At 70.9% G+C, this 24,767-nt stretch carries 19 protein-coding genes and 2 tRNA genes; 10 read left to right on the top strand and 11 right to left on the bottom strand.

Features of this window, described 5'->3' with window-relative positions; translation table 11 throughout:
* Positions 1 to 905 precede the first annotated feature (905 nt).
* Entirely contained in the window at positions 906 to 1,304 is a 399-nt protein-coding gene (locus tag SM611_RS36130) for a tyrosine-type recombinase/integrase (protein ID WP_371954910.1), read from the top strand.
* Between the two features lie 65 nt (positions 1,305 to 1,369).
* On the opposite strand, the gene SM611_RS36125 is transcribed toward SM611_RS36130, so the two are convergent.
* A tRNA-Gly gene (locus SM611_RS36125) sits at positions 1,370 to 1,440 on the bottom strand.
* Between the two features lie 140 nt (positions 1,441 to 1,580).
* Between SM611_RS36125 and SM611_RS36120 the strand changes: the two genes are divergently transcribed.
* A tRNA-Pro gene (locus tag SM611_RS36120) sits at positions 1,581 to 1,654 on the top strand.
* A 39-nt stretch (positions 1,655 to 1,693) separates the two neighbouring features.
* Here SM611_RS36120 and alaS read toward each other — a convergent pair.
* The gene (gene alaS / locus SM611_RS36115) at positions 1,694 to 4,279 is read right to left on the bottom strand and encodes an alanine--tRNA ligase (protein WP_371954906.1); all 2,586 of its coding nucleotides are present in this window, start codon (positions 4,277 to 4,279) and stop codon (positions 1,694 to 1,696) included.
* 171 nt (positions 4,280 to 4,450) lie between these two features.
* The gene (locus tag SM611_RS36110; protein WP_371954905.1) at positions 4,451 to 4,825 is read right to left on the bottom strand and encodes a winged helix-turn-helix transcriptional regulator; all 375 of its coding nucleotides are present in this window, start codon (positions 4,823 to 4,825) and stop codon (positions 4,451 to 4,453) included.
* 116 nt (positions 4,826 to 4,941) lie between these two features.
* Here SM611_RS36110 and SM611_RS36105 point away from each other — a divergent pair, with 116 nt between their 5' ends.
* Complete coding sequence (locus SM611_RS36105; RefSeq protein WP_371954904.1) at positions 4,942 to 5,520, top strand: YceI family protein; 579 nt, start codon at positions 4,942 to 4,944, stop codon at positions 5,518 to 5,520.
* A 43-nt stretch (positions 5,521 to 5,563) separates the two neighbouring features.
* Here the strand turns inward: SM611_RS36105 and SM611_RS36100 are convergent, their stop codons facing one another.
* The 3 genes from SM611_RS36100 to SM611_RS36090 form a co-directional block, all read right to left on the bottom strand.
* Positions 5,564 to 6,232 (bottom strand): HAD family hydrolase, encoded by a 669-nt coding sequence (locus SM611_RS36100; RefSeq protein ID WP_371954903.1) that lies wholly within the window; start codon positions 6,230 to 6,232, stop codon positions 5,564 to 5,566.
* 226 nt (positions 6,233 to 6,458) lie between these two features.
* The gene (locus tag SM611_RS36095) at positions 6,459 to 8,282 is read right to left on the bottom strand and encodes a glycosyl hydrolase family 18 protein (protein WP_371954902.1); all 1,824 of its coding nucleotides are present in this window, start codon (positions 8,280 to 8,282) and stop codon (positions 6,459 to 6,461) included.
* Between the two features lie 195 nt (positions 8,283 to 8,477).
* On the bottom strand, positions 8,478 to 8,948 hold the full coding sequence (locus SM611_RS36090; RefSeq protein ID WP_371954900.1) for a MarR family winged helix-turn-helix transcriptional regulator: 471 nt from the start codon (positions 8,946 to 8,948) through the stop codon (positions 8,478 to 8,480).
* A gap of 61 nt (positions 8,949 to 9,009) precedes the next feature.
* Here SM611_RS36090 and SM611_RS36085 point away from each other — a divergent pair, with 61 nt between their 5' ends.
* Entirely contained in the window at positions 9,010 to 9,426 is a 417-nt protein-coding gene (locus SM611_RS36085) for a cupin domain-containing protein (protein ID WP_371954899.1), read from the top strand.
* 38 nt (positions 9,427 to 9,464) lie between these two features.
* Here SM611_RS36085 and SM611_RS36080 read toward each other — a convergent pair whose 3' ends face one another.
* Together SM611_RS36080 and SM611_RS36075 are read right to left on the bottom strand one after the other, a co-directional pair.
* Positions 9,465 to 10,109, bottom strand: coding sequence for a response regulator (locus tag SM611_RS36080; protein ID WP_371954896.1), 645 nt, complete (start codon positions 10,107 to 10,109; stop codon positions 9,465 to 9,467).
* Positions 10,061 to 11,368 carry a sensor histidine kinase gene (locus SM611_RS36075; RefSeq protein WP_371954893.1) on the bottom strand — a complete coding sequence of 436 codons (1,308 nt, stop codon included), beginning with the start codon at positions 11,366 to 11,368 and terminating at the stop codon, positions 10,061 to 10,063. The genes SM611_RS36080 and SM611_RS36075 overlap by 49 nt, the downstream gene beginning before the upstream one ends.
* Positions 11,369 to 11,631: 263 nt before the next feature.
* Here SM611_RS36075 and SM611_RS36070 point away from each other — a divergent pair, with 263 nt between their 5' ends.
* Positions 11,632 to 14,142: a Tex family protein gene (locus SM611_RS36070; protein ID WP_371954892.1), complete on the top strand. Its 2,511-nt coding sequence runs from the start codon at positions 11,632 to 11,634 to the stop codon at positions 14,140 to 14,142.
* A 51-nt stretch (positions 14,143 to 14,193) separates the two neighbouring features.
* On the opposite strand, the gene SM611_RS36065 is transcribed toward SM611_RS36070, so the two are convergent.
* On the bottom strand, positions 14,194 to 15,351 hold the full coding sequence (locus SM611_RS36065; protein WP_371954891.1) for a hypothetical protein: 1,158 nt from the start codon (positions 15,349 to 15,351) through the stop codon (positions 14,194 to 14,196).
* Positions 15,352 to 15,579: 228 nt separating this feature from the next.
* Between SM611_RS36065 and tig the strand changes: the two genes are divergently transcribed.
* The 4 genes from tig (at position 15,580) to clpX (ending at position 20,205) form a co-directional block, all read left to right on the top strand.
* Positions 15,580 to 17,094: a trigger factor gene (gene tig / locus SM611_RS36060; protein WP_371954890.1), complete on the top strand. Its 1,515-nt coding sequence runs from the start codon at positions 15,580 to 15,582 to the stop codon at positions 17,092 to 17,094.
* 317 nt (positions 17,095 to 17,411) lie between these two features.
* On the top strand, positions 17,412 to 18,044 hold the full coding sequence (locus tag SM611_RS36055; protein ID WP_371954909.1) for a ClpP family protease: 633 nt from the start codon (positions 17,412 to 17,414) through the stop codon (positions 18,042 to 18,044).
* Between the two features lie 61 nt (positions 18,045 to 18,105).
* On the top strand, positions 18,106 to 18,756 hold the full coding sequence (locus SM611_RS36050) for an ATP-dependent Clp protease proteolytic subunit (protein ID WP_371954908.1): 651 nt from the start codon (positions 18,106 to 18,108) through the stop codon (positions 18,754 to 18,756).
* A 174-nt stretch (positions 18,757 to 18,930) separates the two neighbouring features.
* Positions 18,931 to 20,205, top strand: coding sequence for an ATP-dependent Clp protease ATP-binding subunit ClpX (gene clpX, locus SM611_RS36045; RefSeq protein WP_371954889.1), 1,275 nt, complete (start codon positions 18,931 to 18,933; stop codon positions 20,203 to 20,205).
* 161 nt (positions 20,206 to 20,366) lie between these two features.
* Here the strand turns inward: clpX and SM611_RS36040 are convergent, their stop codons facing one another.
* A complete protein-coding gene (locus tag SM611_RS36040; RefSeq protein WP_371954888.1) occupies positions 20,367 to 21,020 on the bottom strand; it encodes a response regulator transcription factor in 654 nt (217 codons plus the stop codon).
* Complete coding sequence (locus tag SM611_RS36035) at positions 21,021 to 21,812, bottom strand: sensor histidine kinase (protein WP_371954887.1); 792 nt, start codon at positions 21,810 to 21,812, stop codon at positions 21,021 to 21,023.
* Between the two features lie 321 nt (positions 21,813 to 22,133).
* Between SM611_RS36035 and SM611_RS36030 the strand changes: the two genes are divergently transcribed.
* Positions 22,134 to 24,755: a valine--tRNA ligase gene (locus SM611_RS36030; protein WP_371954886.1), complete on the top strand. Its 2,622-nt coding sequence runs from the start codon at positions 22,134 to 22,136 to the stop codon at positions 24,753 to 24,755.
* Positions 24,756 to 24,767 lie beyond the last annotated feature (12 nt).

Below are 24,767 nucleotides of genomic sequence, written 5' to 3'. Positions count from 1 at the left end.
CTTCTACCGGGGGCTCCACGCCCTTTCCGGGTGCCGCCTGATCGTCCGCGTGTCCGCCCTCAAAGCCTCGTTCGTGACAGGGAAGGCATCCTTGTCCGGATCGATTTCCCTGAGATCACCTCAGTAGCCGCACTAGTCACGTACAGCCAATTCTCAGAATCCTTGACTCCTTGAATGAATAGGCGAGCATTTGAAGATCCATTAGACGACACAATTTTGCTTTCACCTTGAAATGGACCAGAACGGTCTCGGAAACCATTCATGCCAAAGAGTCCAGAGAAGAGAGTTGCAGTGAGAAGCAGCGCAGGTGCTACTCGGCTCGACCTAAGAGCGTATCCGGCAATTCCCCAATAGGAGTGAAGTATCAGACGTTCTGCGAACGGTGAGCTATTGACTCGACGCCGCATCTCCATTTCGCCATAGTAAAAGTCGGATGCCATGGCTTCATCCTTGCCCTCTTCTGCTCCTTTTCTGAGAGATCGATAAATTGCACTAACATCCTTAGTGCTGAGAGTATCTGAATCGTTTGCAAGCCAACTGGCTTGTCTTGTTGTAGTAGACAACCAGTTACTTTTTATTGCTATCCTAGTGCGGCGCCTTGACCTCCAGACATGTTCTTCTGCGATCGTACGACGCTTACTGTAGGCCCGGGGGCAGCCGCGAAATAGGAGGCTCCTTCAATCCTAAGTTTGTCAAGATTGTGACATCCAAGGAAACGACAAGCACTGAGGTCCAGATTGTTGAGAGCGAGATTTAGGGCGTTAGCGCGACGAAGGGAGAGGAGTCGGTATGCAGAAGAGTGTTCTCGCCCACCCGAAATATAAAATTGCGTGCCGAAACTTGCACCCTCGAGTGAAATTTCGCTCGAAGATTCAAAGCTGACCGAACCGCCGCTCAGAAATTGACTGCCATGCGCAACGAGACGACCAGCAGTCAGATCAAGCATCAGTGGCTCCGGGCGGGTGTTCGTCGGCCCTCGGGGCGGCCCCCTTCGGCGTTCCGGGTTTCGGCGCATCTGGAACAAGGTGCGGGTGGACGTCGGCCTTCCTGACCTCCACTTCCACGACATGCGCCATGTCGGCAACACGCTTGCGGCAACCACGGGCGCGAGCCTCAAAGAACTGATGTCCCGTATGGGCCACGCCTCGTCCCGTGCCGCGCTGATTTACCAGCACGCCAGCCAAGATCGAGACAAGGTGATCGCGGCCGCGCTGGGGGAGGCGTTCACGGTGGCTCGGGCCAGTGACAAGAGTGACAAGGGCACGCCGAAACGATCGGGCACGCAACGGGCACGGAAGCGTTAGCGATCTTGAGAAACGACAAGGCCCAGGTGGGGAAACACAGTTCCTACCTGGGCCTTTTCAGTGGGAGCGGGCGACGGGAATCGAACCCGCGTAGCCAGTTTGGAAGACTGGGGCTCTGCCATTGAGCTACGCCCGCGAGCTGAAGGAGGCCCGGGTGGGTCTCGATCGCCATCCCGTAGCGTACAGGGTTGCGGAGGCGGGCGGGCCGGGCGGGCTGGATGCGGGTTCGGCGCAGCGGGCGGGGGGTGATCGGGACTAGACTTCTTCCGTCACCGGCGGGCTGTAGCGCAGTTTGGTAGCGCACTGGCTTTGGGTGCCAGGGGTCGTGGGTTCAAATCCCGCCAGCCCGACAGGAGACGGCCGGGCGCGTCGAGCGCGCCCGGCCCTCGTCATTTCAGGAGTGTGCGGGCTTCGGCTGCGGCCGTGGTGATCGCCTGCGGCAGGTTCTCGGGGCGGCGGCCGCCCGCGTTCGCCAGCGGGCCCTTGCCGCCCGCGCCGCCGCCGACCTGCTGGGCGGCGCGGGTCAGGAGGTCGCGGGCCCGGATGCCGGTGTCCGTGCCCGCCGCCGCCACCAGCGCCGCCTTGCCGTCGGACTCGGTGCCCAGGATGACGACGCCGCGCGGGTCGAGGATGCCGGTCGCGATGGTGCGGAGGTCCGCGCCGGTCAGGCCGGGGATGGTCTGCGCTACCAGCCAGCCGTCCGAGACCCGCTCCGCCTGGGAGGCGAGGCGCCGCGCGTGGGCGTTCAGTTCGGCCTGGTGGAGTTTCTCCAGTTGGCGCTGGGTGGCCGCGAGTGTTTCCAGGCGTTGGCGTAGCCGGTCCGGGGCCTGGTCGGGGTGGACGTGCAGGAGTGCCGCCAGTTCGTTGAGCAGGCGGGTCTGGTGGTCGTAGTGGCGCAGGGCGTCGGGGCCGGTGAGCGCTTCGATGCGGCGGAGGCCCGTGCCGATGGACGACTCGCCGACGATGTGGACGGGGCCCGCCTGCGAGCCGTGGCCGACGTGGGTGCCGCCGCACAGTTCGCGGGACGCGTCGCCGATGTCCACGATGCGGACGGTGTCGCCGTACTTCTCGCCGAACAGCGCCAGCGCGCCGGCCTTCTCCGCTTCGGTGCGGGTCGCCTCCCAGACGCGGACGTCGGGGTCGTCGAGCAGGTAGTCGTTGACGAGGGTTTGCAGTGGTGCGGTCTCGACCGAACCGGGGTGCGTGAAGTCGAAACGCAGGCGGCCGGGCTCCACGAGGGAGCCGCGCTGGGTCGCGTGGTCGCCGAGGAGGCGGCGCAGCATCGCGTGCAGGACATGGGTGGCGCTGTGGGAGCGGGCGGTCGCGGCCCGGTGGGACGCGTCGACGGTCGCCTCCGCCTCATCGCCCGGGTGCAGTTCGCCGTCCAGGACGCGGACGGTGTGCACGTGCAGGCCGTCGAGGCCGAGGTGGGTGTCGAGGACCTGCGCCCGTGCCGTGGAGGTGCGCAGTTCGCCCTTGTCGCCGACCTGCCCGCCCGACTCCGCGTAGAAGGGGCTGCGGGAGAGGAGCACGTCGGCGGTCCCTCCGGGCCGGGGGAGGACCGCCAGCACCGTCGTCTCCGCCGTTCCGGACGAGTAGCCGACGAAGTCGGTGCGGCCGTGTTCGGCGGTGATGCGGCGGTAGAGGTCCCGGCGGGCCACCGCGTCGCCCTTCTTGTCGCGGCTCGCCCGGTGCGCCTGGCGGCGCTGGGCGTCGAGGAGCGCCGCGAACTCGTCCTCGTCGACGGTGAGGCCCGCCGAGCGCGCCGCGTCGACGGTCAGGTCGATCGGGAAGCCGTAGGTGTCGTGCAGTTCGAAGGCGGTGCGGCCGGAGATGGTCGAGGTCGCGCGTGTGATCGCCGTGTCGAGGATGCGGGAGCCCTGGCGCAGCGTGCGCTCGAAGCCCTCCTCCTCGGCCGTCACGACCTGGCGGATCAGCGCGGCGTGCGCGGTCAGCTCCGGCCAGGCGCCGCCGAGGGCGCCGACCACGCTGGACGTGAGGTCCGGGAGCGCCGGGTCGATGCCGAGGCGGCGTGCGTGCCTGATCGCGCGGCGCATCAGCCGGCGCAGGACGTAGCCGCGGCCGTCGCGGGACGGCAGGACGCCGTCGGCGATGAGGAACGCGATCGAGCGGGAGTGCTCGGCGACGACGCGGATGGAGGTCGAGTCGTCGCTCCCGTCGCGGCCCGGGTAGGCGCGGCCCGCCATCTCCTGGACGAGTTCGAAGGTGGGGGACAGGAGGTCCGTCTCGCACACCGTGTCGACGTCCTGCAGTACGGCCGCGAGCCGGTCGAGGCCGAGTCCGGTGTCGATGTTCCGCGCGGGGAGTTCGCCCAGGATCGGGTAGTCGTCCTTTCCCGTGCCCTCGCCGCGGAGGTTCTGCATGAAGACGAGGTTCCACAGTTCCTGGTAGCGCTCGCCGTCGACGGCCGGCCCGCCCTCGCGCCCGAAGGAGGGCCCGCGGTCGTAGTGCAGTTCGGACGACGGGCCGCACGGGCCGGGAACGCCCATCGACCAGTAGTTGTCGGCCTTGCCGAGCCGCTGGATCCGCGATGAGGGGACGCCGACGCGCCGCCAGAGGCGGACGGCCTCGTCATCGTCGAGGTAGACGGTGACCCACAGGCGGCCCGGGTCGAGGTCGTAATGGCGGGTGAACAGCTCCCACGCCCAGGCGATCGCCTCTTCCTTGAAGTAGTCGCCGAAGGAGAAGTTGCCGAGCATCTCGAAGAACGTCGCGTGCCGGGTGGTGCGGCCCACGTTCTCGATGTCGGACGTGCGCGCGCACTTCTGCACGGACACCGCCCGGGAATGCTCCGGCGCGGTCTCACCCAGGAAGTAGGGCTTGAACTGGTTCATGCCCGCGTTCGTCAGCAGCAGCGTCGGGTCGGACGGGACGAGCGGGCCGGACGGCACGACGCGGTGGTCGCGGTCCCGGAAGAAGTCGAGAAAGGTCGAACGGATGTCAGTCGAGCGCATGGGACGGCCTCACGAGGTCGATGGGATGACGGCGCACACCGCCGAGCCGGGCCGGGCACGACTGCCCGTTCCCCGGCTCGGCGCGGCTAGCTCGCCGTCCCACCTCGTGAAGGTCCATCGCCGCCCACGCTACCTCCGGGGCGCGGCCGGCGGCACATGGTTTCCGTACGCCTACGCCTGTCCCCGCGCGGACTCGGCGGCGCGGGCGTCGTAGTCGGCGCGTGCCGCGTCGATCTCCGAGAGGTGGCTCTCGGCCCAGGAGACGAGGGTGCCGGCGGCGTCCATCAGCGTCGCGCCCATCGGGGTGAGGGAGTAGTCCACGCGCGGCGGGACGACCGGGTACACGGTGCGGGTGACGATGCCGTCGCGTTCCAGGCCGCGCAGGGTGACGGTGAGCATCCGCTGGCTGATCCCGTCGATCCCGCGCCGCAGCTCGCTGAACCGCTGGGTGCCCTCCCCGAGCAGTGCGACGACCTGCAGCGACCATTTGTCGCCGACCCTGTCGAGGATCTCGCGGGCCCGGCAGGTGGTCGGCGAGTGCTTCATGGTTCTCTCCAGGTGACCGAGGCAGAAAAAAGTGCCTTCTTGTGCGGGTGACGCGGGTGTCCGCACCATGGTGACTGTTCGGAACCCACTCACCTTTCGTAACCATAGGAGACACCATGACCGCCCAGCTTGTCGAGATCCCCGGCTATGTCGCGGGCACCTGGACGATCGACCCCGTCCACTCGGGCGTCGGCTTCACGATCAGGCACCTGATGGTCAGCAAGGTCCGCGGCCGATTCGGGACGTTCGAGGGGACGATCGTGACCGGCGACGACCCGCTCGGCTCGTCGGTGACCGCGACCATCGACCTGTCCTCGATCGACACCGGGAACGCGCAGCGCGACGAGCACGTCCGGTCGGCCGACTTCCTGGACGTCGCGAAGTACCCGGCCATGACGTACCGCTCCACCGGCGTGCGTCCCGACGGCGACGACTTCGTCCTGGACGGCGAGCTGACCCTGCGCGGGCTGACCAGGCCCGTCCCGCTGAAGCTGGAGATCGGCGGGTTCGGCCCCGACCCGTTCCTGCAGGACGACCCGTTCAAGGGCGCCCGGGCCGGGTTCACGGCGACCGGCGAGATCGACCGGCTGGAGTTCGGCGTCGGCGACGCCGCCAAGGTCCCCGGCGGGAACGGGCTCGGGCTGGGGCAGAAGGTCCAGCTCGTCCTGGAGATCGAGGCGGTGCTCCAGATCTGACGCTCGCGCCGCGGACGGCCCCGGCCGCCCGCGCCGCGCCGTCTCAGGGCAGCAGCGCGGGCAGCGCGTCCAGGGACGTGATCCGGGTGACCTCCAGGCCGTCCGGCGGCGGGTCGCCGGAGCGGTCCAGCCACACGCCGGTGAGGCCGGCCGCGGCGGCGCCCCGCGCGTCCGTGACGAGCCGGTCCCCGACGTAGGCGGCCTCGTGCGGGGAGACGCCGAGCCCCGCGCACGCCGTGTGGAAGATCGCGGCGGCGGGCTTGGCGGAGCCCGCCTCGCTGGACGCCACGACGTACGGCAGGACGTCCGCCAGCCCGATCCCCTCGATCTTCGCCCGCTGCTGCGCGGCGTCCCCGTTCGTGATCACCCCGAGCCGCAGGGCGCGCTCCGCGAGGACGTCCAGGACGCACGGCACCTCGGGGAACGGGCGCCACGCCGCCGCGTACCGCGCCACGTAACCGGTGAGCCAGGCGTCGGCGCGGGCGTCGTCCCAGTCGCCGAGGCCGAGGTCGGCGGCGAGCGCGAGGATCCGGGAGCGACGCTGGGCGGTGAAGTCCAGCTCGCCCGCCAGGTAGCGGTCGACCGCCGCCTCGGTCAGCTCGCGCCAGCGCGGGACGAGCCACGCCGGGTCCGTGTCCGGGAACGAGCGGACGATCGCCTCGCTCGCCGCGCCCTCGTGGTCGAGGAGCGTCCCGTCCAGGTCGAACAGCACCGCCTCGATCATGCGCGGCGGCGCGCGGGGTGTCCGGCGTCATGGGTCACAACCCGGATTAAAGCATCCGGCCGCGCCCGGCCCGTCGGGGACGCCGGGAGCGAGAAGCGGGCCCCTGACCCGGCGTCCGTTGGGTCAGGGGCCCGATGGTCCCGGCCGTCTGAGGGGGCTGGGAGTGCCCCATCTGCGAACGGCCCGGCCGAGACCGCTCTCCGCGGTGCCCGGCTCAGCCGAGCCCGCCGCGCATGGCGCCGATCAGCTCGCCGTTCGCGGTGTCACCGGTGAGTTCCCAGAAGAAGGCGCCGCCGAGGCCCTGGTCCTTGGCGAAGGCCATCTTCCCGCCGATGGTGGACGGGGTGTCGTAGCTCCACCACTCACCGCCGCACTTGGCGTAGGCGGTGCCGCCGACCGTGCCGGTGGCGGGGCACTTGCCCTTGAGGACCTTGTAGTCCTCGATGCCGGCCTCGAAGGTGCCGGGCGCGGGACCGGTCGCGGCGCCGCCCGGCTCGGACTGGGTGACGCCCGTCCAGCCGCGCCCGTAGAAGCCGATGCCGAGCAGCAGCTTGCTCGCCGGGACGCCCTTGGCCTTCAGCTTCGCGATGGTCTCGGCGGAGTTGAAGCCCGCCTGCGGGATGCCCGGGTAGGACGTGAGCGGCGAGTGCGGCGCCGTCGGCCCCTGCGCCGCCCAGGCGCCGAAGTAGTCGTAGGTCATGGGGTTGAGCCAGTCGACGTACTGCGAGGCGCCCGCGTAGTCGGTCGCGTCCATCTTGCCGCCGTCGCTCGCGTCGGCGGTGATCGCGGCCGTCACGAGGTTGTTCGACCCGAACGTGGACCGCAGCGCCGACAGCACGTTCTTCAGCGCGTTCGGGCCGCTGGTGTCGCAGGTGAGTCCGCAGGCGTTGGGGTACTCCCAGTCGATGTCGATGCCGTCGAACACGTCCGCCCAGCGCGGGTCCTCGACCAGGTCGTAGCAGGACTCGGCGAACGCGGCCGGGTTCTGCGCGGCCTGGCCGAAGCCGCCGGACCACGTCCAGCCGCCGAACGACCACAGCACCTTCAGGCCCGGGTGCAGCTTCTTGAGCTTGCGGAGCTGGTTGAAGCTGCCGCGCAGCGGCTGGTCCCAGGTGTCGCCGGCGCCGTCGACGCTCTGGTCGGCGGTGTAGGCCCTCTCGTAGTCCGCGTAGCTGTCGCCGACGGTGCACTTGCCGCCCTGGACGTTGCCGAACGCGTAGTTGATGTGGGTGAGCTTGCCGGCGGAGCCGCTGGTCTCGATGTTCTTGACGTGGTAGTTCCGCTGGTAGACGCCCCAGTCGACGAAGTAGCCGACGATCTTGTCCCCGCCGCCGCTGCCGCCCTCGTCGGTGGTGACCGCTACGGAGGCCGAGGCGGGAGAGGTGTTCCCGGCGGCGTCGCGGGCCTTGACGATGAAGGTGTAGGCGGTCTTGGCCGACAGCCCGCCGACGGTGGCGCCGGTGCCGGTGGTGGAGGCGGCCTTGGCGCCGCCGTTGTAGACGTCGTAGCCGGTGACGCCGACGTTGTCGGTCGACGCGTTCCAGGCCAGCGTGACGCTCGTGGCGGTCTTGCCGGTGGACCGGAGGCCGGACGGGGCCGCGGGGGCCTCGGTGTCGCCGCCGGGGGTGCCCGTGCCGTCGCAGGACGCGCCGTTGACCGTGCAGTTCGCGAACCAGCCGGAGCCGCTGCCGCCGAACCCGAAGCCGACGCTGGCGCCGGGCGCGATGGTGCCGTTCCAGCCCGCGTTGGTGAAGGTGTAGTGGTTCCCGGAGACGGTCTTCGTCGCGTCCCAGACGTTGCCGACGGACGTCCCGGACGGCATGTCCGCTTCGAGTCTCCAGCCGTTGACGGCCGAACCGGTCCCGTTGGTGATGGTGCAGCTTCCGTCGAAGCCGGTGCCCCAGTCGGAACCCTTCTTGCAGGTGGCGGTGACGGTCCCCGCCGACGACGCCGGGGGCGCCGTGAGCAGGGCGGTGGCCGCCGTCAGTGTCGCTGCGCCGGCGAGCGCGATGGCCCGCCGTCCGCCCGGTCTTGGCATGATTCTCCGTTCGGTCCGGCCCCCGAATCAAACAGGAATCCCCGCTCAATTCTTAGGAAACTTTCCTAAGAATTGGAAGGATGGTAACCGGGCCGGACGGCGCGTTCAAGGGCTCGCGGAGGGCCTGGAACCGCCCGGGCGGGTGGTCTAAGCGACTGCCTGGAGTCATGCGGCCGCCGGTCCGCCGAAAGAGTTTCAGGCCGTCCCGAACCAGCCGGGCATGTCGAGGCGCCACAGGTCGGCGGGCGTCATCCGGCGGAGGTCGTCCTCCAGGGCGCCGAGCCGGTCGGCGCCGAGCGAGCGGGCCCAGTCGTCCCGGATCCGGTCGAAGATCGCCGCGGACCGGGCGAGCGAGTCCGTCCCCCGCGCCGTCAGCCGGACGATCTTGCGCCGGGCGTCCCGGGGGTCGGCGCCGCGCTCGACGTACCCGGCCCGCTCCAGCGACTCGACCATCTTGCCCGCCGCCTGCTTGGACACCCCGAGCCGGCGGCCGAGCTCCACGGCCGTCGTGCCGTGCGGACCGATCGCCTGGAAGACGAACCCGTGCATCGGCCGCAGCTCCGGATGCCCCTCCCGGGCCAGCTCGGCGTGCAACTCGTCGACGATCACGCGGAAGGCGAGGAAGAGCCGCAGCGGCAGCTCGAATCCGGGCGCGTCACTTGACATGAAAGACAACCTCATTGACTATATGGACAACCACATTGTCTAAACTAGGGGATCGGGGCTCATGACGCTCATCCGCCACGACGAAAGCCGCCGCACCGAGACGCCGAACGGCACCATGACAACGTTCGCCACGCCCACGCAGGGCGGCACCGAGGGCATCGCCGTCTGGCGCGTCGACATGGCGGCCGGCCGGACCGGCCCGCTGCACGCCTTCGACACCGAGCAGGTCTGGACGTTCCTGGACGGCGCCGCCACCGTCGACCTGGACGGACGCAGGCTGGAGGCGGGCGCCGGCGACACCGTCGTCCTGCCCGCCGGCCTGCCCCGCCAGATGACGACCGGCGGCTCCGGGTTCACCGCCGTCGTCGCCGCCCACGCGGGCTGCCTCGCCTACGACCCCGAGGCCCGGGTCGACCCCGACAGGTGCGAGATCGCACCCCAGGGAGACGAGCGGATCGTCCCGCCCTGGGCCCGGTGACGGGACCCGGTGACCGGCCCCGCGACCCGGCCCGGTGATCAGGTGCCCAGGTAGGCGAGGACGGCCAGGACGCGGCGGTTGTCGTCCTCCGACGGCGGCAGCCCGAGCTTGCCGAAGATGCTGTTGGTGTGCTTGCTGATCGCCTTCTCGGTGACGAACAGCTTCCCGGCGATCGCCGCGTTCGACCGCCCCTCGGCCATCAGGCCCAGCACCTCGCGCTCGCGGGGGGTCAGCCGCTGCAGCGGCTCCTCGCGGGCGTGCCGGGTGAGCAGCTGCGACACCACGTCCGGGTCGAGGGCGGTGCCGCCGTCCGCGACCCGGCGCACCGAGTCGACGAAGACCTTCACGTCCGACACGCGGTCCTTCAGCAGGTAGCCGATGCCGCCCGTGCTGTCGGACAGCAGCTCCCGCGCGTACAGCTGCTCCACGTGCTGCGACAGCACCAGCACCGGCAGCCCCGGGACCTGCTCGCGCGCCTCCAGCGCCGCCCGCAGCCCCTCGTCGGTGAACGTCGGCGGGAGCCGCACGTCCACCACCGCGACGTCCGGGCGGTGCGCGGTCAGCGCCCGCAGCAGCGACGGGCCGTTGTCGACGGCCTCGACGACCTCGAAGCCGAACGCCTCCAGCAGGCGGATCAGCCCGTCCCGGAGGAGGGCGAGGTCTTCGGCGATGACAACGCGCACGGCAGCTCCATGGTCACGACGGTCGGCCCGCCGGGCGGGCTCGTCACCGCCATCGTCCCATCGAAGGCCGCCAGCCTGCGCTCGATGCCGCGCATCCCGCCGCCCGCCGCCGGGTCGGCGCCGCCCGTCCCGTCGTCCCCGACGATCATCAGCAGCCGGCCGCCGGAATGCTCGACCTGGACCCAGGCCCGCCGCGCGCCGGAGTGCTTGACGACGTTGGCGAGCATCTCCGCGACCGCGAAGTAGGCCGCCGACTCCACCGGCGCGTCGGCGCGTCCGGGCAGGTCGACGTGGACGTCCACGGGCAGCGGCAGGGTCAGCGCCAGGGCCCGCACGGCCCCGTCCAGCCCGCGCTCGGCCAGCACCGGCGGATGGATGCCGCGCACCAGGTCGCGCAGCTCCGTCAGCGCCGTCCCGCTCGCCTCCCGGGCCTCGGCCAGCAGCTTCTGCGCCATCTCGGGGTCGTGCCTCATCATCTCCTCGGCCAGCCCGATGTTCATGCTCAGCGCGACCAGCCGGGCCTGCGCGCCGTCGTGCAGGTCCCGCTCGATGCGGCGCAGCTCGGCGGCCGAGGCGTCCACGGTCTCCGACCGGGTCTCGGTCAGCCGCCGCACCCGCTCGGCCAGCGCGCTCCGCGTCGGCGCCAGCAGCGACCGGCCGAACAGCGCGTGCGCCCTCAGGATCGCCCCGCCCGCCGGGACCGAGAGCACCAGCAGCAGGGCGCCGCCGACGACCGTCCCCGCGTAGCCGACGGCGCCGAAGTCCTCGATCATCCAGAACGGGCCCCAGCCGTAGCCGGTCAGCAGCGCGACCCACCACGCCACGAACAGGCCCTCCAGCCCGTACACGGTCATGCCCCCGGCCAGCACCCCGAGGACGAGCGCGACCGGCACGTTCAGCAGCGACCACAGCAGGTCCCGCCACGTCGCCGGGTCGCCGAGCACCCACTTCAGGCGCCCGATCGGACCGGACGCCCCGGCCGGCTCCGGCCGGTACGGCTCCGGGATCGGCACGCCCTGCCAGTTCGCGGCCAGGGTCCGCTGCAGGTTCGCCACCGCGCGGATCGCCAGCAGCACCGACGGCGCCAGCACGATCCCGACGCCCAGCGGGATGAACGCGAGCGACAGCACCGCGAGGATGAACAGCGGGAGGTTCACCGCGTAGGCCAGGACGATCTGGGCCACCGCCCGGACGACGTTGAGGAACGTCGCGCGGGCGAGCCCGCCCAGCCGGTCGATGAGGTGATTCCCGCCGTCCACCCGTCCTCCAAGGATTCCGAGGTCCTGGGGGAGCCGCCGCGGCCGCTCCCGGTCCCACCATTGTGTCGCCGGACGTCCGGCGGCCCAGTGGGCCCAGGCCCCCCATCAGGGGCGGATCATGGGGGAGTTAGCCCTACCCTCTCGCGGATGAGCGGGGACGGCCGGTCGCCGACCGGCCCGTCCTTCGAGCGGTGACAAGACAACCGGCCCCGTTCCCTGGACAATGCACAGGCGACATTCAGGGGAGAAAGCGAATCCAAGCTGTGACAGCGACCATCAGCCAGACGTCCGGCGACCAGACCACGCCGTCCATCACCCAGCGCATCGCCGAGGAGATCGGCGTCCGCGAGGGGCAGGTGCGGGTCGCAGTCGACCTGCTCGACGGCGGGGCGACCGTCCCGTTCATCGCCCGCTACCGCAAGGAGGCGACCGGAACGCTCGACGACGCGCAGCTCCGCGCGCTGGAGGAGCGCCTGCGCTACCTGCGCGAGCTGGACGAGCGGCGCGCCGCGATCCTGGAGTCGGTCGAGTCGCAGGGCAAGCTCACGGGCGAGCTCAGGGCCCAGATCATGGCCGCCGACTCCAAGGCGCGGCTGGAGGACATCTACCTCCCGTACAAGCCGAAGCGGCGCACCAAGGCGCAGATCGCCCGCGAGGCCGGCCTCGAACCGCTCGCCGAGCTGCTGCTGGACGACCCGTCCCGCGACCCGCGGTCCGAGGCCGCCGCCTACGTCGACGCCGAGAAGGGCGTCGCGGACGAGACCGCCGCACTGGAGGGCGCCCGCGCCATCCTCGTCGAGCGCTTCGCCGAGGACGCCGACCTCATCGGCGCGCTGCGCGAGCGCATGTGGAACCAGGGCCGGATGGTCTCGCGCGTCCGGGAGGGCAAGGAGGAGAGCGGCGCCAAGTTCTCCGACTACTTCGAGTTCGCCGAGCCGTTCGCGAAACTGCCCTCGCACCGCGTCCTCGCGCTGTTCCGCGGCGAGAAGGAAGAGGTCCTCGACCTCGACCTGGAGCCCGAGGAGGCCGACGACTCCGCCGCGCGCAGCTCGTACGAGGCGGAGATCGCCCGCCGGTTCCAGATCGCCGACCAGGGGCGCCCGGCCGACAAGTGGCTGTCGGACGCCGTCCGCTGGGCCTGGCGCACCCGGATCCTCGTCCACCTCGGCATCGACCTGCGCACCCGGCTGCGGCAGGAGGCCGAGGACGAGGCGGTCCGCGTGTTCGCCGCGAACCTGCGCGACCTCCTGCTCGCCGCGCCCGCCGGCAGCCGCGCCACCATGGGCCTCGACCCGGGCCTGCGCACCGGCGTGAAGGTCGCCGTCGTCGACGCCACCGGCAAGGTCGTCGCCACCGACACGATCTACCCGCACGAGCCCCGCCGGAAGTGGGACGAGTCGATCGAGACGCTGGCCCGGCTGGCCCGCGAGCACAAGGTCGACCTCGTCTCCATCGGCAACGGCACCGCGTCCCGCGAGACCGACAAGCTCGCCGCCGACCTGATCGCCCGGCACCCCGACCTCGAACTCACCAAGATCATGGTGTCGGAGGCGGGCGCGTCGGTGTACTCGGCGTCGGAGTACGCCGGGCGCGAGCTGCCCGGCATGGACGTCTCGCTGCGCGGGGCGGTGTCCATCGCCCGCCGCCTCCAGGACCCGCTCGCCGAGCTGGTCAAGATCGACCCCAAGTCGATCGGCGTCGGCCAGTACCAGCACGACGTCTCGGAGGTGAAGCTGTCGCGCTCCCTGGACGCCGTCGTCGAGGACTGCGTCAACGCCGTCGGCGTGGACGTCAACACCGCGTCCGCGCCGCTGCTCACCCGGGTTTCCGGCATCGGCGAGGGGCTCGCGGAGAACATCGTGTCGCACCGCGACGCCAACGGCCCCTTCCGCAGCCGCGGCGGGCTGAAGGACGTCCCGCGCCTCGGGCCGAAGGCGTTCGAGCAGTGCGCGGGCTTCCTGCGCATCCCCGGTGGCGACGACCCGCTCGACGCCTCCAGCGTGCACCCGGAGTCGTATCCCGTCGTCCGCCGCATCCTGGACGCGGCGGGCGGCGACCTCAAGGGCCTCGTCGGCAACACCGCCGTGCTGCGCTCGCTGAAGCCCGCCGAGTTCGTCGACGAGACGTTCGGGCTGCCGACCGTCACCGACATCCTCGCCGAACTGGAGAAGCCGGGCCGCGACCCGCGCCCGGCGTTCAAGACCGCCACGTTCAAGGAGGGCGTCGACAAGATCGCCGACCTCGAGCCGGGGATGCTGCTGGAGGGCGTGGTCACCAACGTCGCCGCGTTCGGCGCGTTCGTGGACGTCGGCGTCCACCAGGACGGGCTCGTCCACATCTCCGCCATGTCCGACAAGTTCGTCGAGGACCCGCGCGACGTCGCCAAGCCCGGCGACATCGTCCGCGTGAAGGTGCTGGACGTCGACCTGCAGCGCAAGCGCATCTCGCTCACCCTCCGGCTGGACGACGAGCCCGGTGGTGGCAAGCAGGGTGGTGGCAAGCAGGGCGGCGGGAAGCAGGGCGGCGGTGGGCGGCGCGGCGAGCAGGGCGACCGCGGCGGACGCCCGGACCGCGGCGGCCAGAACCCGCGCGGCGGCGGCCAGAATCGCGGTGCCCAGAACCGCGGCGGCCGAGGTCGCGGCGGCCAGAACCGCGGAGGGCAGAACCGTGGTCAGGCCGGGGGCGGTCAGGGAGGCGGCGGCGCCATGGCCGACGCCCTCCGGCGGGCCGGCCTCGACAAGGGGCTCCTCGGCAAGGACCGCAAGGACCGCTGAAACGCGGCGGTCCCCGGCCTCACCGGAGGCCGGGGACCGCCGCTTCCAGGGTCACTCGGCGAACCCGCGCCAGCGTCCGTCCGCCCCGGTCTCGGTGGGGCTCTGCGGCCGGACGGGACGGCGCGGCGGCGTCCCCTCACGGGGCGGCACGTACCCCTCGGGCGGGTTGTACGGGCCTTGGCCGAGGGGGTCGCGCGCGTAGGGGGAGGCCTGCGGCGGCGGCACGGGGGCCCCGTGGACGGGCCCGATCCGCGGCCCGCCCAGCGCGGGCCCGCCGACCGCCGAATCGCCGAAGGGGTCCTGCGACGCGTAGGCGTCGTCCTCACCGGACGCCTTCTGCGGCTCTTCCTCGACCGGCCGGTGCCGGGGGAACTGCACGACGGCGACCGCGCCCAGCGCCAGCGCGCCGAGCCGCATCGCCGAGTGCGCGGCGTCCTGCGGCCACGGCTCCCCGTACAGGAACGTGCCCATGGTCAGCAGGTAGGACTTGGCGGCCACCGTCATGACCGTCGCCACGATCGACGTGCGGCAGCGCTGGAACGCCATCACCATGATCCCGAACCCGATGGCCGCCGCCACGAGGGTCAGGTACGGCCACGGCGTCGCGGCGATCCGCAGGCTGGTGGCGTCCGCGTCGTCGCTCCATCCCTTGATCGCCAGCTCGGCGGTGCCGACCGGAAAGCCGGCGCTGAGCCCGTAGGCGATGCCGGTGACCGGGCGCGCGTGCCGGCCGTCCGGCCGGTAGTCGCCGAGGACGAGGATGAGGACCGGCACCGCGACCGCCGGGGCGACCACGACCGCGATCTTCCACAGCGGCGCGTCCGCCGAGCTGATCGGCTCGTCCCCGCTCAGCGACGCGGTCAGCAGCAGGATCGCCCCGCCGATGAGCACCAGGCTCAGCCACTCGCGCGCCGTGAGCCGTTCGCCGAAGAAGACCAGCGCGATCAGCAGCAGCGGCACGATGCCCGACATGAAGATGGGCACGGCCTGGGACAGCGGCAGGTTCCGCAGCGCGACGATCTGCAGGCTGAGCCCGCCGAGCACGATGCCGAGCGCGATCAGGAAGATCCAGTTGCTGACGATGACCCAGGTCATGTTCAGGATGCGGTTGCCCCGCACGGCGGGCATCCGGTCCGCCGCGAGCTTGAAGACGGCGAACCCGAAATAGTAGAGGCCGGTGGCACCGACGGCCGCAGCAATCCCGTTCATCCCGGACGAGTATGGGCCTTTCGGTCACTCCTGTCACTCCCTGTACGGCGGCGTTGACGGGATTCGCCCGGTGTTGTGGGCGGCCGGTGTCCGCAGCCGGGGCCGCGACCCCATAGACTTGTCGGCGCGAAGGCGCGGAGCCGTATTTCGGCGTGCCCGCGCCCCTCGAGTTGAGCACGCGTCGAACGCCGCGGCCGAGACAGCGCCCGATCAAGGAGACCTACCCCAGTGAAGACCGATGTCGAGGAGCTGACCCCCACGCGGGTCAAGCTCACCGTCGAGGTTCCGTTCGACGAGCTCAAGCCGAACCTCGACAAGGCGTACAAGGAGATCTCGCAGCAGGTGCGGATCAAGGGCTTCCGGCCCGGCAAGGTCCCCGCCCCGCTGATCGACAAGTACGTCGGCCGGGGTGCGGTGCTGCAGGAGGCCGTCAACGACGCGCTCCCCGAGCTGTACGGCCGCGCCGTCGAGGAGTCCGAGATCTTCGTGCTCGGGCAGCCCGACGTCGAGGTGACCGAGCTGGACGACGGCACCCAGTTCGCCTTCACCGCCGAGGTCGACATCCGGCCGAAGTTCGAGGTGCCCGACTACGACGGCCTCGAGGTCGTCGTGGACGACGCCGAGGTGACCGACGAGCAGGTCGAGGAGACGATCGGCAACCTGCGCGAGCGCTTCGCGTCGCTCACCGGCGCCGAGCGCGCCGCCGAGGACGGCGACTTCGCCACCATCGACCTCGTCGCGAAGATCGACGGCGAGGAGATCGAGGACGCCTCCACCACCGGCTACTCCTACGAGGTCGGCAGCAACTCCTCCATCGAGGGCCTGGACGAGGCGCTCGTCGGCCTCGCCGCGGGCGAGGACAAGACGTTCACCAGCACCCTGGCCGGCGGCGAGCACGCCGGCGAGGAGGCCGAGGTCACCGTCACCGTGCAGAGCGTCAAGGTCAAGAACCTGCCCGACCTGGACGACGAGTTCGCCCAGCTCGCCAGCGAGTTCGACACCATCGAGGAGCTGCGCGAGGACGTCCGGACCCGGCTCGGCCGGCAGGTGAGGCTGCAGCAGCTGTCCGAGGCGCGCGACAAGGCCCTGGAGGCGCTGCTGGAGAAGGTCGACATCCCGCTTCCCGAGAAGGTCGTGGAAGAGGAGATCGGCCGCCGCAACCAGCAGCTGGAGCAGCAGCTCCAGATGGCCGGCATGACCAAGGAGGACTACCTCAAGGACGAGGAGAAGTCCGCCGAGGAGTTCGACACCGAGGTCGCCGACGCGGCCCGCCTCGCGGTCAAGGGCGGCTTCGTCCTCGACCAGCTCGCCGTCCAGGAGGAGCTGGGCGTCGAGAACGAGGAGCTCAGCGAGTACGTCGTCACGCAGGCGATGCAGATGGGCGTGCAGCCGCAGCAGCTCGCCGAGTACCTGACGCAGAACAACCAGCTTCCGGCGATCGTCTCGGAGGTGCTGCGCAGCAAGGCGCTGAACCTCGTCGTCGAGCACGTCACCGTCAAGGACGAGTCGGGCAACGAGATCGACGTCGAGGCCGTCCAGCGGGAGCTGAACGGCGAGACGGGCGAGACCGTCCAGGCCGAGGACGCCGGCGCCGAGGACGCCGGCGCCGAGGACGCCGGCGCCGAGGGCGCCGCCGAGGACGCCGCCGAGGAGACCCCCGCCGCGACGGCTGAGGCCGCCGCTGAGGAGGCCCCCGCCCCCGAGGCGCAGGACGAGAAGGACACGAAGGACAAGGACGCCTAAGGCGCTCTCTCGCACGTCGAGCACACGCCCCGCATCCGTACACCGGGTGCGGGGCGTGTCGCATGCGGAGGGGCGGACGTGCGAGGGGAGGGGCGCCGTGCGGCCGCGCCGCGTATGAGCGGAGCGAAGCGGGGGATGAGGGGGACGTCCCCGCGACGTCCCGTTGGCGAAGATCGTCCGGTACGCGGGCGGGGTCCGGCGCCGCCCGGGTACGCCCCTGGCGAAAAGGCGGCCCCCCGGGCTTAAGCGGGCCCGGTGGCGCGTTAATGTCCAATCATCCAGACCGATTAAAAGGACCGGAGGAACACCCGGTGAGCATGCCTCCGACTTTCGACGAGTCGTCGCGGATCCAGGCGCGGGTCGCCGAGGCGCCCCTGTCGCCCCTGGGCGACCAGCTGTTCCAGCGGCTGCTGCGCGAGCGCATCGTCTTCCTCGGCCAGCAGGTCGACGACGACATCGCCAACCGCATCTGCGCCGAGCTCCTGCTGCTGTCGGCCGAGGACGGCCGCCGCGACATCACGCTCTACATCAACTCGCCAGGTGGCTCGGTCACCGCCGGCATGGCGATCTACGACATCATGAAGTACGTCCCGAACGACATCGTCACGGTGGGCATGGGCCTGGCCGCGTCGATGGGCCAGTTCCTGCTCTGCGCGGGCACCACCGGCAAGCGGTACGCGCTGCCGCACGCGCGGATCATGATGCACCAGCCGTCCGGCGGCATCGGCGGCACGGCCTCCGACATCAAGATCCAGGCCGAGCAGATGCTGTACGTGAAGAAGACGCTCGCCGAGAAGATCGCCGAACACACCGGCCAGTCGCTCGAGCAGATCGAGCGCGACTCCGACCGCGACCGCTGGTTCACCGCCGACGAGGCCAAGGACTACGGGTTGGTCGACCACGTGGTGCTCAGCGCCAACCAGGTGCCCTCCGAGGGCCCCGTCTCCTGACGACCGCACAACGAATCGGAGGCACGCTGTGAGCGACCTGTACCGACCCGGTTTCGCCGATATGGTCCGGCCGGGCGCCGGCCCGATGCCGGTCGACAACCGCTACATCATTCCGTCGTTCGTCGAGCGCACCACGTACGGGGTCAAGGAGATGAACCCGTACAACAAGCTGTTCGAGGAGCGCATCATCTTCCTCGGCGTGCAGATCGACGACGCGTCCGCCAACGACGTGATGGCCCAGCTGATCACGCTGGAGTCGATCGACCCCGACCGCGACATCAGCATCTACATCAACTCGCCCGGCGGCTCCTTCACCGCCATGACGGCGATCTACGACACGATGCAGTTCGTCAAGCCCGACATCCAGACGGTCTGCATCGGGCAGGCCGCGTCCGCGGCGGCGGTGCTGCTCGCGGCGGGGACGCCGGGCAAGCGGGCGGCGCTGCCCAACTCGCGGATCCTGATCCACCAGCCCGCGACCGAGGGCACCTACGGCCAGTCCAGCGACATCGAGATCCAGGCCCGCGAGATCATGCGGATCCGCGAGCTGCTGGAGAGCATCCTGGCCGAGCACAGCGGCCGGAGCATCGAGGATGTCCGGCACGACATCGAGCGCGACAAGATCCTCACGGCGGACGAGGCGAAGGACTACGGTCTCATCGACGACGTCTTCGCCAGCAGGAAGCGGAAGGCCGAGGTAGTGTCGTCGTGAGACGGCACTAGGACGAGGGAGACCCCCAGCCCGGGCGCCACACTTTCCGGGCTAGGGGCTTTCCAAGTCCGTTGGAGGCGGTAACGTCGAATCCAACGTCGAGAGCCTTCGGGACGCAACCGAGCTGCGCCGCATCCTCTACGGCGGGCGGCCCCACGAAAAGGAGACAGTTGGGTGGCACGCATCGGCGACGGTGGTGATCTGCTCAAGTGCTCGTTCTGCGGGAAGAGCCAGAAGCAGGTCAAGAAGCTCATCGCGGGTCCGGGCGTGTACATCTGCGACGAGTGCATCGATCTCTGCAACGAGATCATCGAGGAGGAGCTCTCCGAGACCTCCGACCTCAAGTGGGACAACCTGCCCAAGCCGCGGGAGATCTACGAGTTCCTCGACTCCTACGTCATCGGGCAGGACACGGCGAAGAAGGCGCTGTCCGTCGCCGTCTACAACCACTACAAGCGGATCCAGTCGGGCGACACCGGCAGGGACGACCCGGTCGAGATCGGCAAGTCGAACATCCTGCTGCTCGGCCCCACCGGATCCGGTAAGACGCTACTCGCGCAGACGCTCGCCAAACTCCTCAACGTCCCGTTCGCCATCGCGGACGCCACGGCGCTGACGGAGGCCGGATACGTCGGGGAGGACGTCGAGAACATCCTCCTCAAACTGATCCAGGCGGCCGACTACGACGTCAAGAAGGCCGAGACCGGGATCATCTACATCGACGAGGTCGACAAGGTCGCCCGCAAGAGCGAGAACCCCTCGATCACCCGGGACGTCTCGGGCGAGGGCGTCCAGCAGGCCCTGCTGAAGATCCTGGAGGGCACCACCGCGAGCGTCCCGCCGCAGGGCGGCCGCAAGCACCCCCACCAGGAGTTCATCCAGATCGACACCACGAACGTGCTGTTCATCTGTGGCGGCGCGTTCGCCGGGCTCGAGAAGATCGTCGAGTCCCGGGTCGGCAAGCAGGGCATGGGCTTCGGCGCGCAGATCCGCTCCAAGTCCGACTTCGAGGTGTCGTCGGCCGTGCTCGGCGAGGTGATGCCGGAGGACCTGCTGAAGTTCGGGATGATCCCGGAGTTCATCGGCCGCCTCCCGGTGATCACCTCGGTCCACAACCTGGACCGCGACGCCCTCATCAACATCCTGACCGAGCCGAAGAACGCGCTGGTCCGCCAGTACCACCGCCTCTTCGAACTCGACGGGGTCGACCTGGAGTTCACCGACGACGCCCTGGAGGCGATCGCCGACCAGGCCATCCTGCGCGGCACCGGCGCCCGCGGCCTCCGCGCCATCATGGAGGAGGTCCTCCTCTCCGTGATGTACGAGGTCCCGAGCCGCCAGGACGTCGCCCGCGTCGTCATCACCCGCGAGGCCGTCCTGGAACACGTCAACCCGACCCTCGTCCCACGGGACCGTCCCAAGCGCGAGCCGCGCGAGAAGTCCGCCTGATCGGGGGCCCCGAAGTGGGGGCCTCCGCGGCACCAGAACGCCTCCGGCCGCCGGCCGGAGGCGTTCTCGCTTTCCTGGGCGGACGGCGATCGGCGGCGGCATGCGGCGTCCAGAGCCCGGCGGCCGGATGCGGTGGATGAGCGGGGCAGGCGGAGTGGCGGTCAGCCGCGGGATTCGCCGAGGCCGGCCTCGCGGGCCACGACGATGGCCTGGGCGCGGTCGGCGACGTGCAGCTTCATGAAGATGTTCGAGACGTGGTTGCGGACGGTCTTCTGGCTGAGGAAGAGCGTCCCGGCGATCTCGGCGTTGCTGCGGCCCTGCGCGATCAGCTCGAGGACCTCGCGTTCGCGCTCGGTCAGCTCGGGGAACGCGGCCCGCCTCGGGTCGGGCATGTCGGTGAAGTAGGTGAGGACGCGGCGCGCGATCTCCGGGCCGTAGATGGCCTCGCCGGCCGCGACCGCCCGGACGGCGCGGGCGATCTCCTCGGCGCCGGACTCCTTCAGCAGGTAGCCGCGGGCACCGGCGCGCATCGCGGCGAAGACGGAGTCGTCGTCGCGGAACATCGTCAGCACCAGCACGCCGATGCGGGGACTGGTCCGGGTGATGGTGCGGGTCGCCTCGATGCCGTTGCCGCCCGGCATGTGCAGGTCCATGACGACGACGTCGGGCTGCAGCTCGGCCGCCAGCTTCACCGCCTCCGGCCCGTTCTCCGCCTCCCCGACGACCTCCACGCCCAGCGCCTGCAAGAGACCCTTCAGGCCCTGCCGGAACACCGGGTGGTCGTCGGTGATGAGCACCCGGATGGTCTCCGTCATCTACGCCCGCCTTCTCCCGACCGAGGGCCGATGATACCCGGCTGAGTTCTCGGCGGTGCCGAGCGGCAGCCGGACGGAGACGAGGGTCCCGCCGCCGTTCCGGGAGGTGATCACGCAGCTGCCGCCGAGCTCGGCCGCCCACTCCTTCATCGCGGCGAGCCCGCGGCGCGGCTTCGGGGCGCCCCGCGCGGGGTCGGGGAGGCCGGGGCCGGTGTCGGCCACCACGAGCTGCAGCTCGGTGTCGCGCTTGAGCCGGACGGACGCGCAGCTCTCCGGGGCGTGCAGCCGGACGTTCGTCAGCGCCTCCTGCGCGATCCGGTACGCGGCCACCTCGACGGCCGCGGGCAGCCCCGCCGGTTCGCCGTCGAATCGGACGTCGACCCGCTCGCAGCAGCCCTCCGCGAACGACTCGATGGCGGCGACGAGGCCGAGGTCGTCCAGCGCGGGCGGCCGCAGCCCGTGCGCCAGGTCGCGGATGTCGCCGACGGCGCTCGCCAGCCGGTCGCGGACCTCGGCGAGCAGCGGGTCGGTCCGCTCCGGCTCGCACGCGAGGGTGATGCGCGCCGCGTCCAGCGACATGGCGAGGCTGGCGAGGGTCGGCCCGAGCCCGTCGTGCAGGTCGTGCCGGAGCCGCCGGCGCTCCTCCTCGCGGCTGGCGAGGATCCGCTCGCGGGAACGTTGCAGGTCCGCGGTGAGGCGGCGGAGGTGAGGGATGGTCGCGGCACGTGCCGCCACGGCCCCCGCGGTGAACGCGCCGGCCAGCACGGCGGCGCGTGCCAGTACCGCTCGCATCCCGTCCCTCTCTCTCCGCCCCGGTGTCGCGGACCTTCGGTGACCACCTTTTCGGGCGAGGCGACCCAGTGTCAGGTGACCTGTGTCCCGACCGCGACGGGAAAACGCTCTCAGGGGCTGATCAGGGCCCGGCGGATCGATCCTCCACGCCCCCGCGGATGTCGCGCATCGTGGCCTGGAGGTCGTGGTGCCGTCGTGCTCGGAGCCGATGGCGATGCGCGTGACGATCGCGAACGCGGGTGCTCGCCGGGGCAGATTCTCGCGCACGCGCGGGCGTCCCGGGGGCCGGTCACCCCCGGGGTCCCCGTAGAATCGTCAGCCGTGACACAGCCCAGCACTGAGCGCGGCCAGGGGGCCGCCGCGGACGTCGACCTGCCCACCCAGTACCGACCGGCCGACGTCGAGGGCCGGCTCTACGAGCGGTGGGTATCGGAGGGGCTGTTCACCGCCGATCCCGGCCGCGCGCCGGAGCGCCCCGCGTACTCGATCGTGATCCCGCCGCCGAACGTCACCGGTTCGCTGCACATGGGGCACGCCCTCGACCACTCCATCCAGGACACCCTCGTCCGGCGGCGCCGCATGCAGGGCCACGAGACGGTGTGGGTGCCCGGCATGGACCACGCCGGCATCGCCACCCAGAACGTCGTGGAGCGCGAGCTGGCCAAGGAGGGCCGGTCGCGGCACGACCTCGGGCGCGAGGCGTTCGTCGAGCGGGTCTGGCAGTGGAAGGCCGAGTCCGGCGGCCGGATCCTCGGCCAGATGCGCCGCCTCGGCGACAGCGTCGACTGGACGCGCGAGGCGTTCACGATGGACGACGACCGCGCCCGCGCCGTCCGCACGATCTTCAAGCGGCTGTTCGACGACGGCCTCATCTACCGCGCCGAGCGCATCATCAACTGGTGCCCGCGCTGCCTGACGGCCCTGTCCGACATCGAGGTCGAGCACGAGGAGGTCGACGGCGAGCTGGTCTCGATCCGGTACGGCTCCGGCGAGGACGAGCTGGTCGTCGCGACGACGCGGGCCGAGACGATGCTCGGCGACACCGCCGTGGCCGTCCACCCCGACGACGAGCGGTACCGGCACATGGTCGGGCGGGAGATCGAGCTCCCGCTGACCGGCCGCCGCATCCCGGTCGTCGCCGACGAGCACGTCGACCCCGAGTTCGGGACGGGCGCTGTCAAGGTGACCCCCGCGCACGACCCCAACGACTTCGAGATCGGCCGCCGGCACGACCTGCCGTCCCTGTCGGTGATGGACGAGCGCGGCGTCGTCACCGCGTCCGGCCCGTTCGAGGGGCTCGACCGGTTCGAGGCGCGCCCGGCGGTCGTGGCGGCGCTGCGCGAGCAGGGCCGCATCGTCGCGGAGGTCCGTCCCTACAAGCACTCGGTCGGGCACTGCCAGCGCTGCGCCACGGTCGTCGAGCCGCGCGTGTCGCTGCAGTGGTTCGTGAAGGTGGAGTCGCTGGCGCGGGCCGCGGGCGACGCCGTCCGCGACGGCCGCGTCGAGATCCACCCGCCGGAGATGGCGTCCCGCTACTTCGAGTGGGTCGACAACATGCACGACTGGTGCATCAGCCGGCAGCTGTGGTGGGGCCACCGCATCCCGGTCTGGTACGGGCCGGGCGGCGAGGTCGTGTGCCCGGGGCCCGACGAGGAGCCGCCCGCCGGCTGGACGCAGGACACCGACGTCCTCGACACCTGGTTCTCCTCGGCGCTGTGGCCGTTCTCCACGCTCGGCTGGCCCGACAAGACACCCGAACTGGAGCGGTTCTACCCGACGTCCGTGCTGGTGACCGGGTACGACATCCTCTTCTTCTGGGTCGCCCGCATGATGATGTTCGGGCTGTACGCGATGGACGGCGTCCAGCCGTTCGGCACCATCGCCCTGCACGGGATGGTCCGCGACCAGTACGGCAAGAAGATGTCCAAGTCGTTCGGGAACGTCATCGACCCGCTCGACTGGGTCGACGCGTACGGCGCGGACGCGACCCGCTTCACGCTGCTGCGCGGCGCGAACCCGGGCGGCGACGTCCCGGTGGCCGAGCAGTGGGCGCAGGGGTCGCGCAACTTCTGCAACAAGCTGTGGAACGCGACGCGGTTCGCGCTCATCAACGGCGCGCACGTCCGCGGCGGCATGCCCGCCGAGGTGACCACCGTCGACGCCTGGATCCTGTCGCGCCTCCAGTCGGTCATCGCCGAGGTCGACGAGCACCTGGAGGGCTACGACTTCGCGAAGGCGTGCGAGGCGCTCTACCACTTCGCGTGGGACGAGGTCTGCGACTGGTACGTCGAGTTGGCCAAGGTCCAGCTCGCCGACGAGCGGGCCGAGGCGACGCGGCGCGTCCTGGGCGAGGTGCTCGACAAGCTGCTGCGGCTGCTGCACCCGGTGATCCCGTTCGTCACCGAGGAGCTCTGGACCTCCCTCACCGGCGGCGAGACGATCCTCACCGCGCCGTGGCCGTCCGCCGAGCCCGCCCGCGCCGACAAGGCCGCCGAGGCGGAGATCGAGTCGCTGCAGCGGCTCGTGACCGAGGTCCGCCGGTTCCGCGCCGACCAGGGCCTGAAGCCCGGCCAGAAGGTCGCGGCGGCGCTGGAGTGGGGCGGCTCGCCGCTGGCCGCGCACGAGGAGGGCGTCCGCGCGCTGCTGCGCCTCACCGCGCCCGGCGACGGGTTCTCCGCCACCGCCTCGCTGCCTGTGGAGGGCGTCACGGTGCGGCTCGACACCGCGGGCGCGATCGACGTCGCCGCCGAGCGCAAGCGGCTGGAGAAGGACCTGGCCGCCGCCCGCAAGGAGGCCGACCAGGCGCGCCGCAAGCTCGGCAACGAGGCGTTCATGGCGAAGGCCCCCGAGGCGGTCGTCGCGAAGAACCGGGACCGGCTCGCCCAGGCCGAGGCCGACATCGGGCGGCTGGAGTCGCAGCTGAGCGTGCTGCCGGCGGGCTGACGCGGGCGGGTC

Origin of the sequence: Actinomadura monticuli (assembly GCF_041463655.1) — a bacterium.
GTDB classification, from domain to species: Bacteria; Actinomycetota; Actinomycetes; order Streptosporangiales; family Streptosporangiaceae; genus Spirillospora; species Spirillospora monticuli.
Note: the sequence above shows the minus strand (reverse complement) of the source record. Positions and strands in the feature narration are given on the sequence as shown.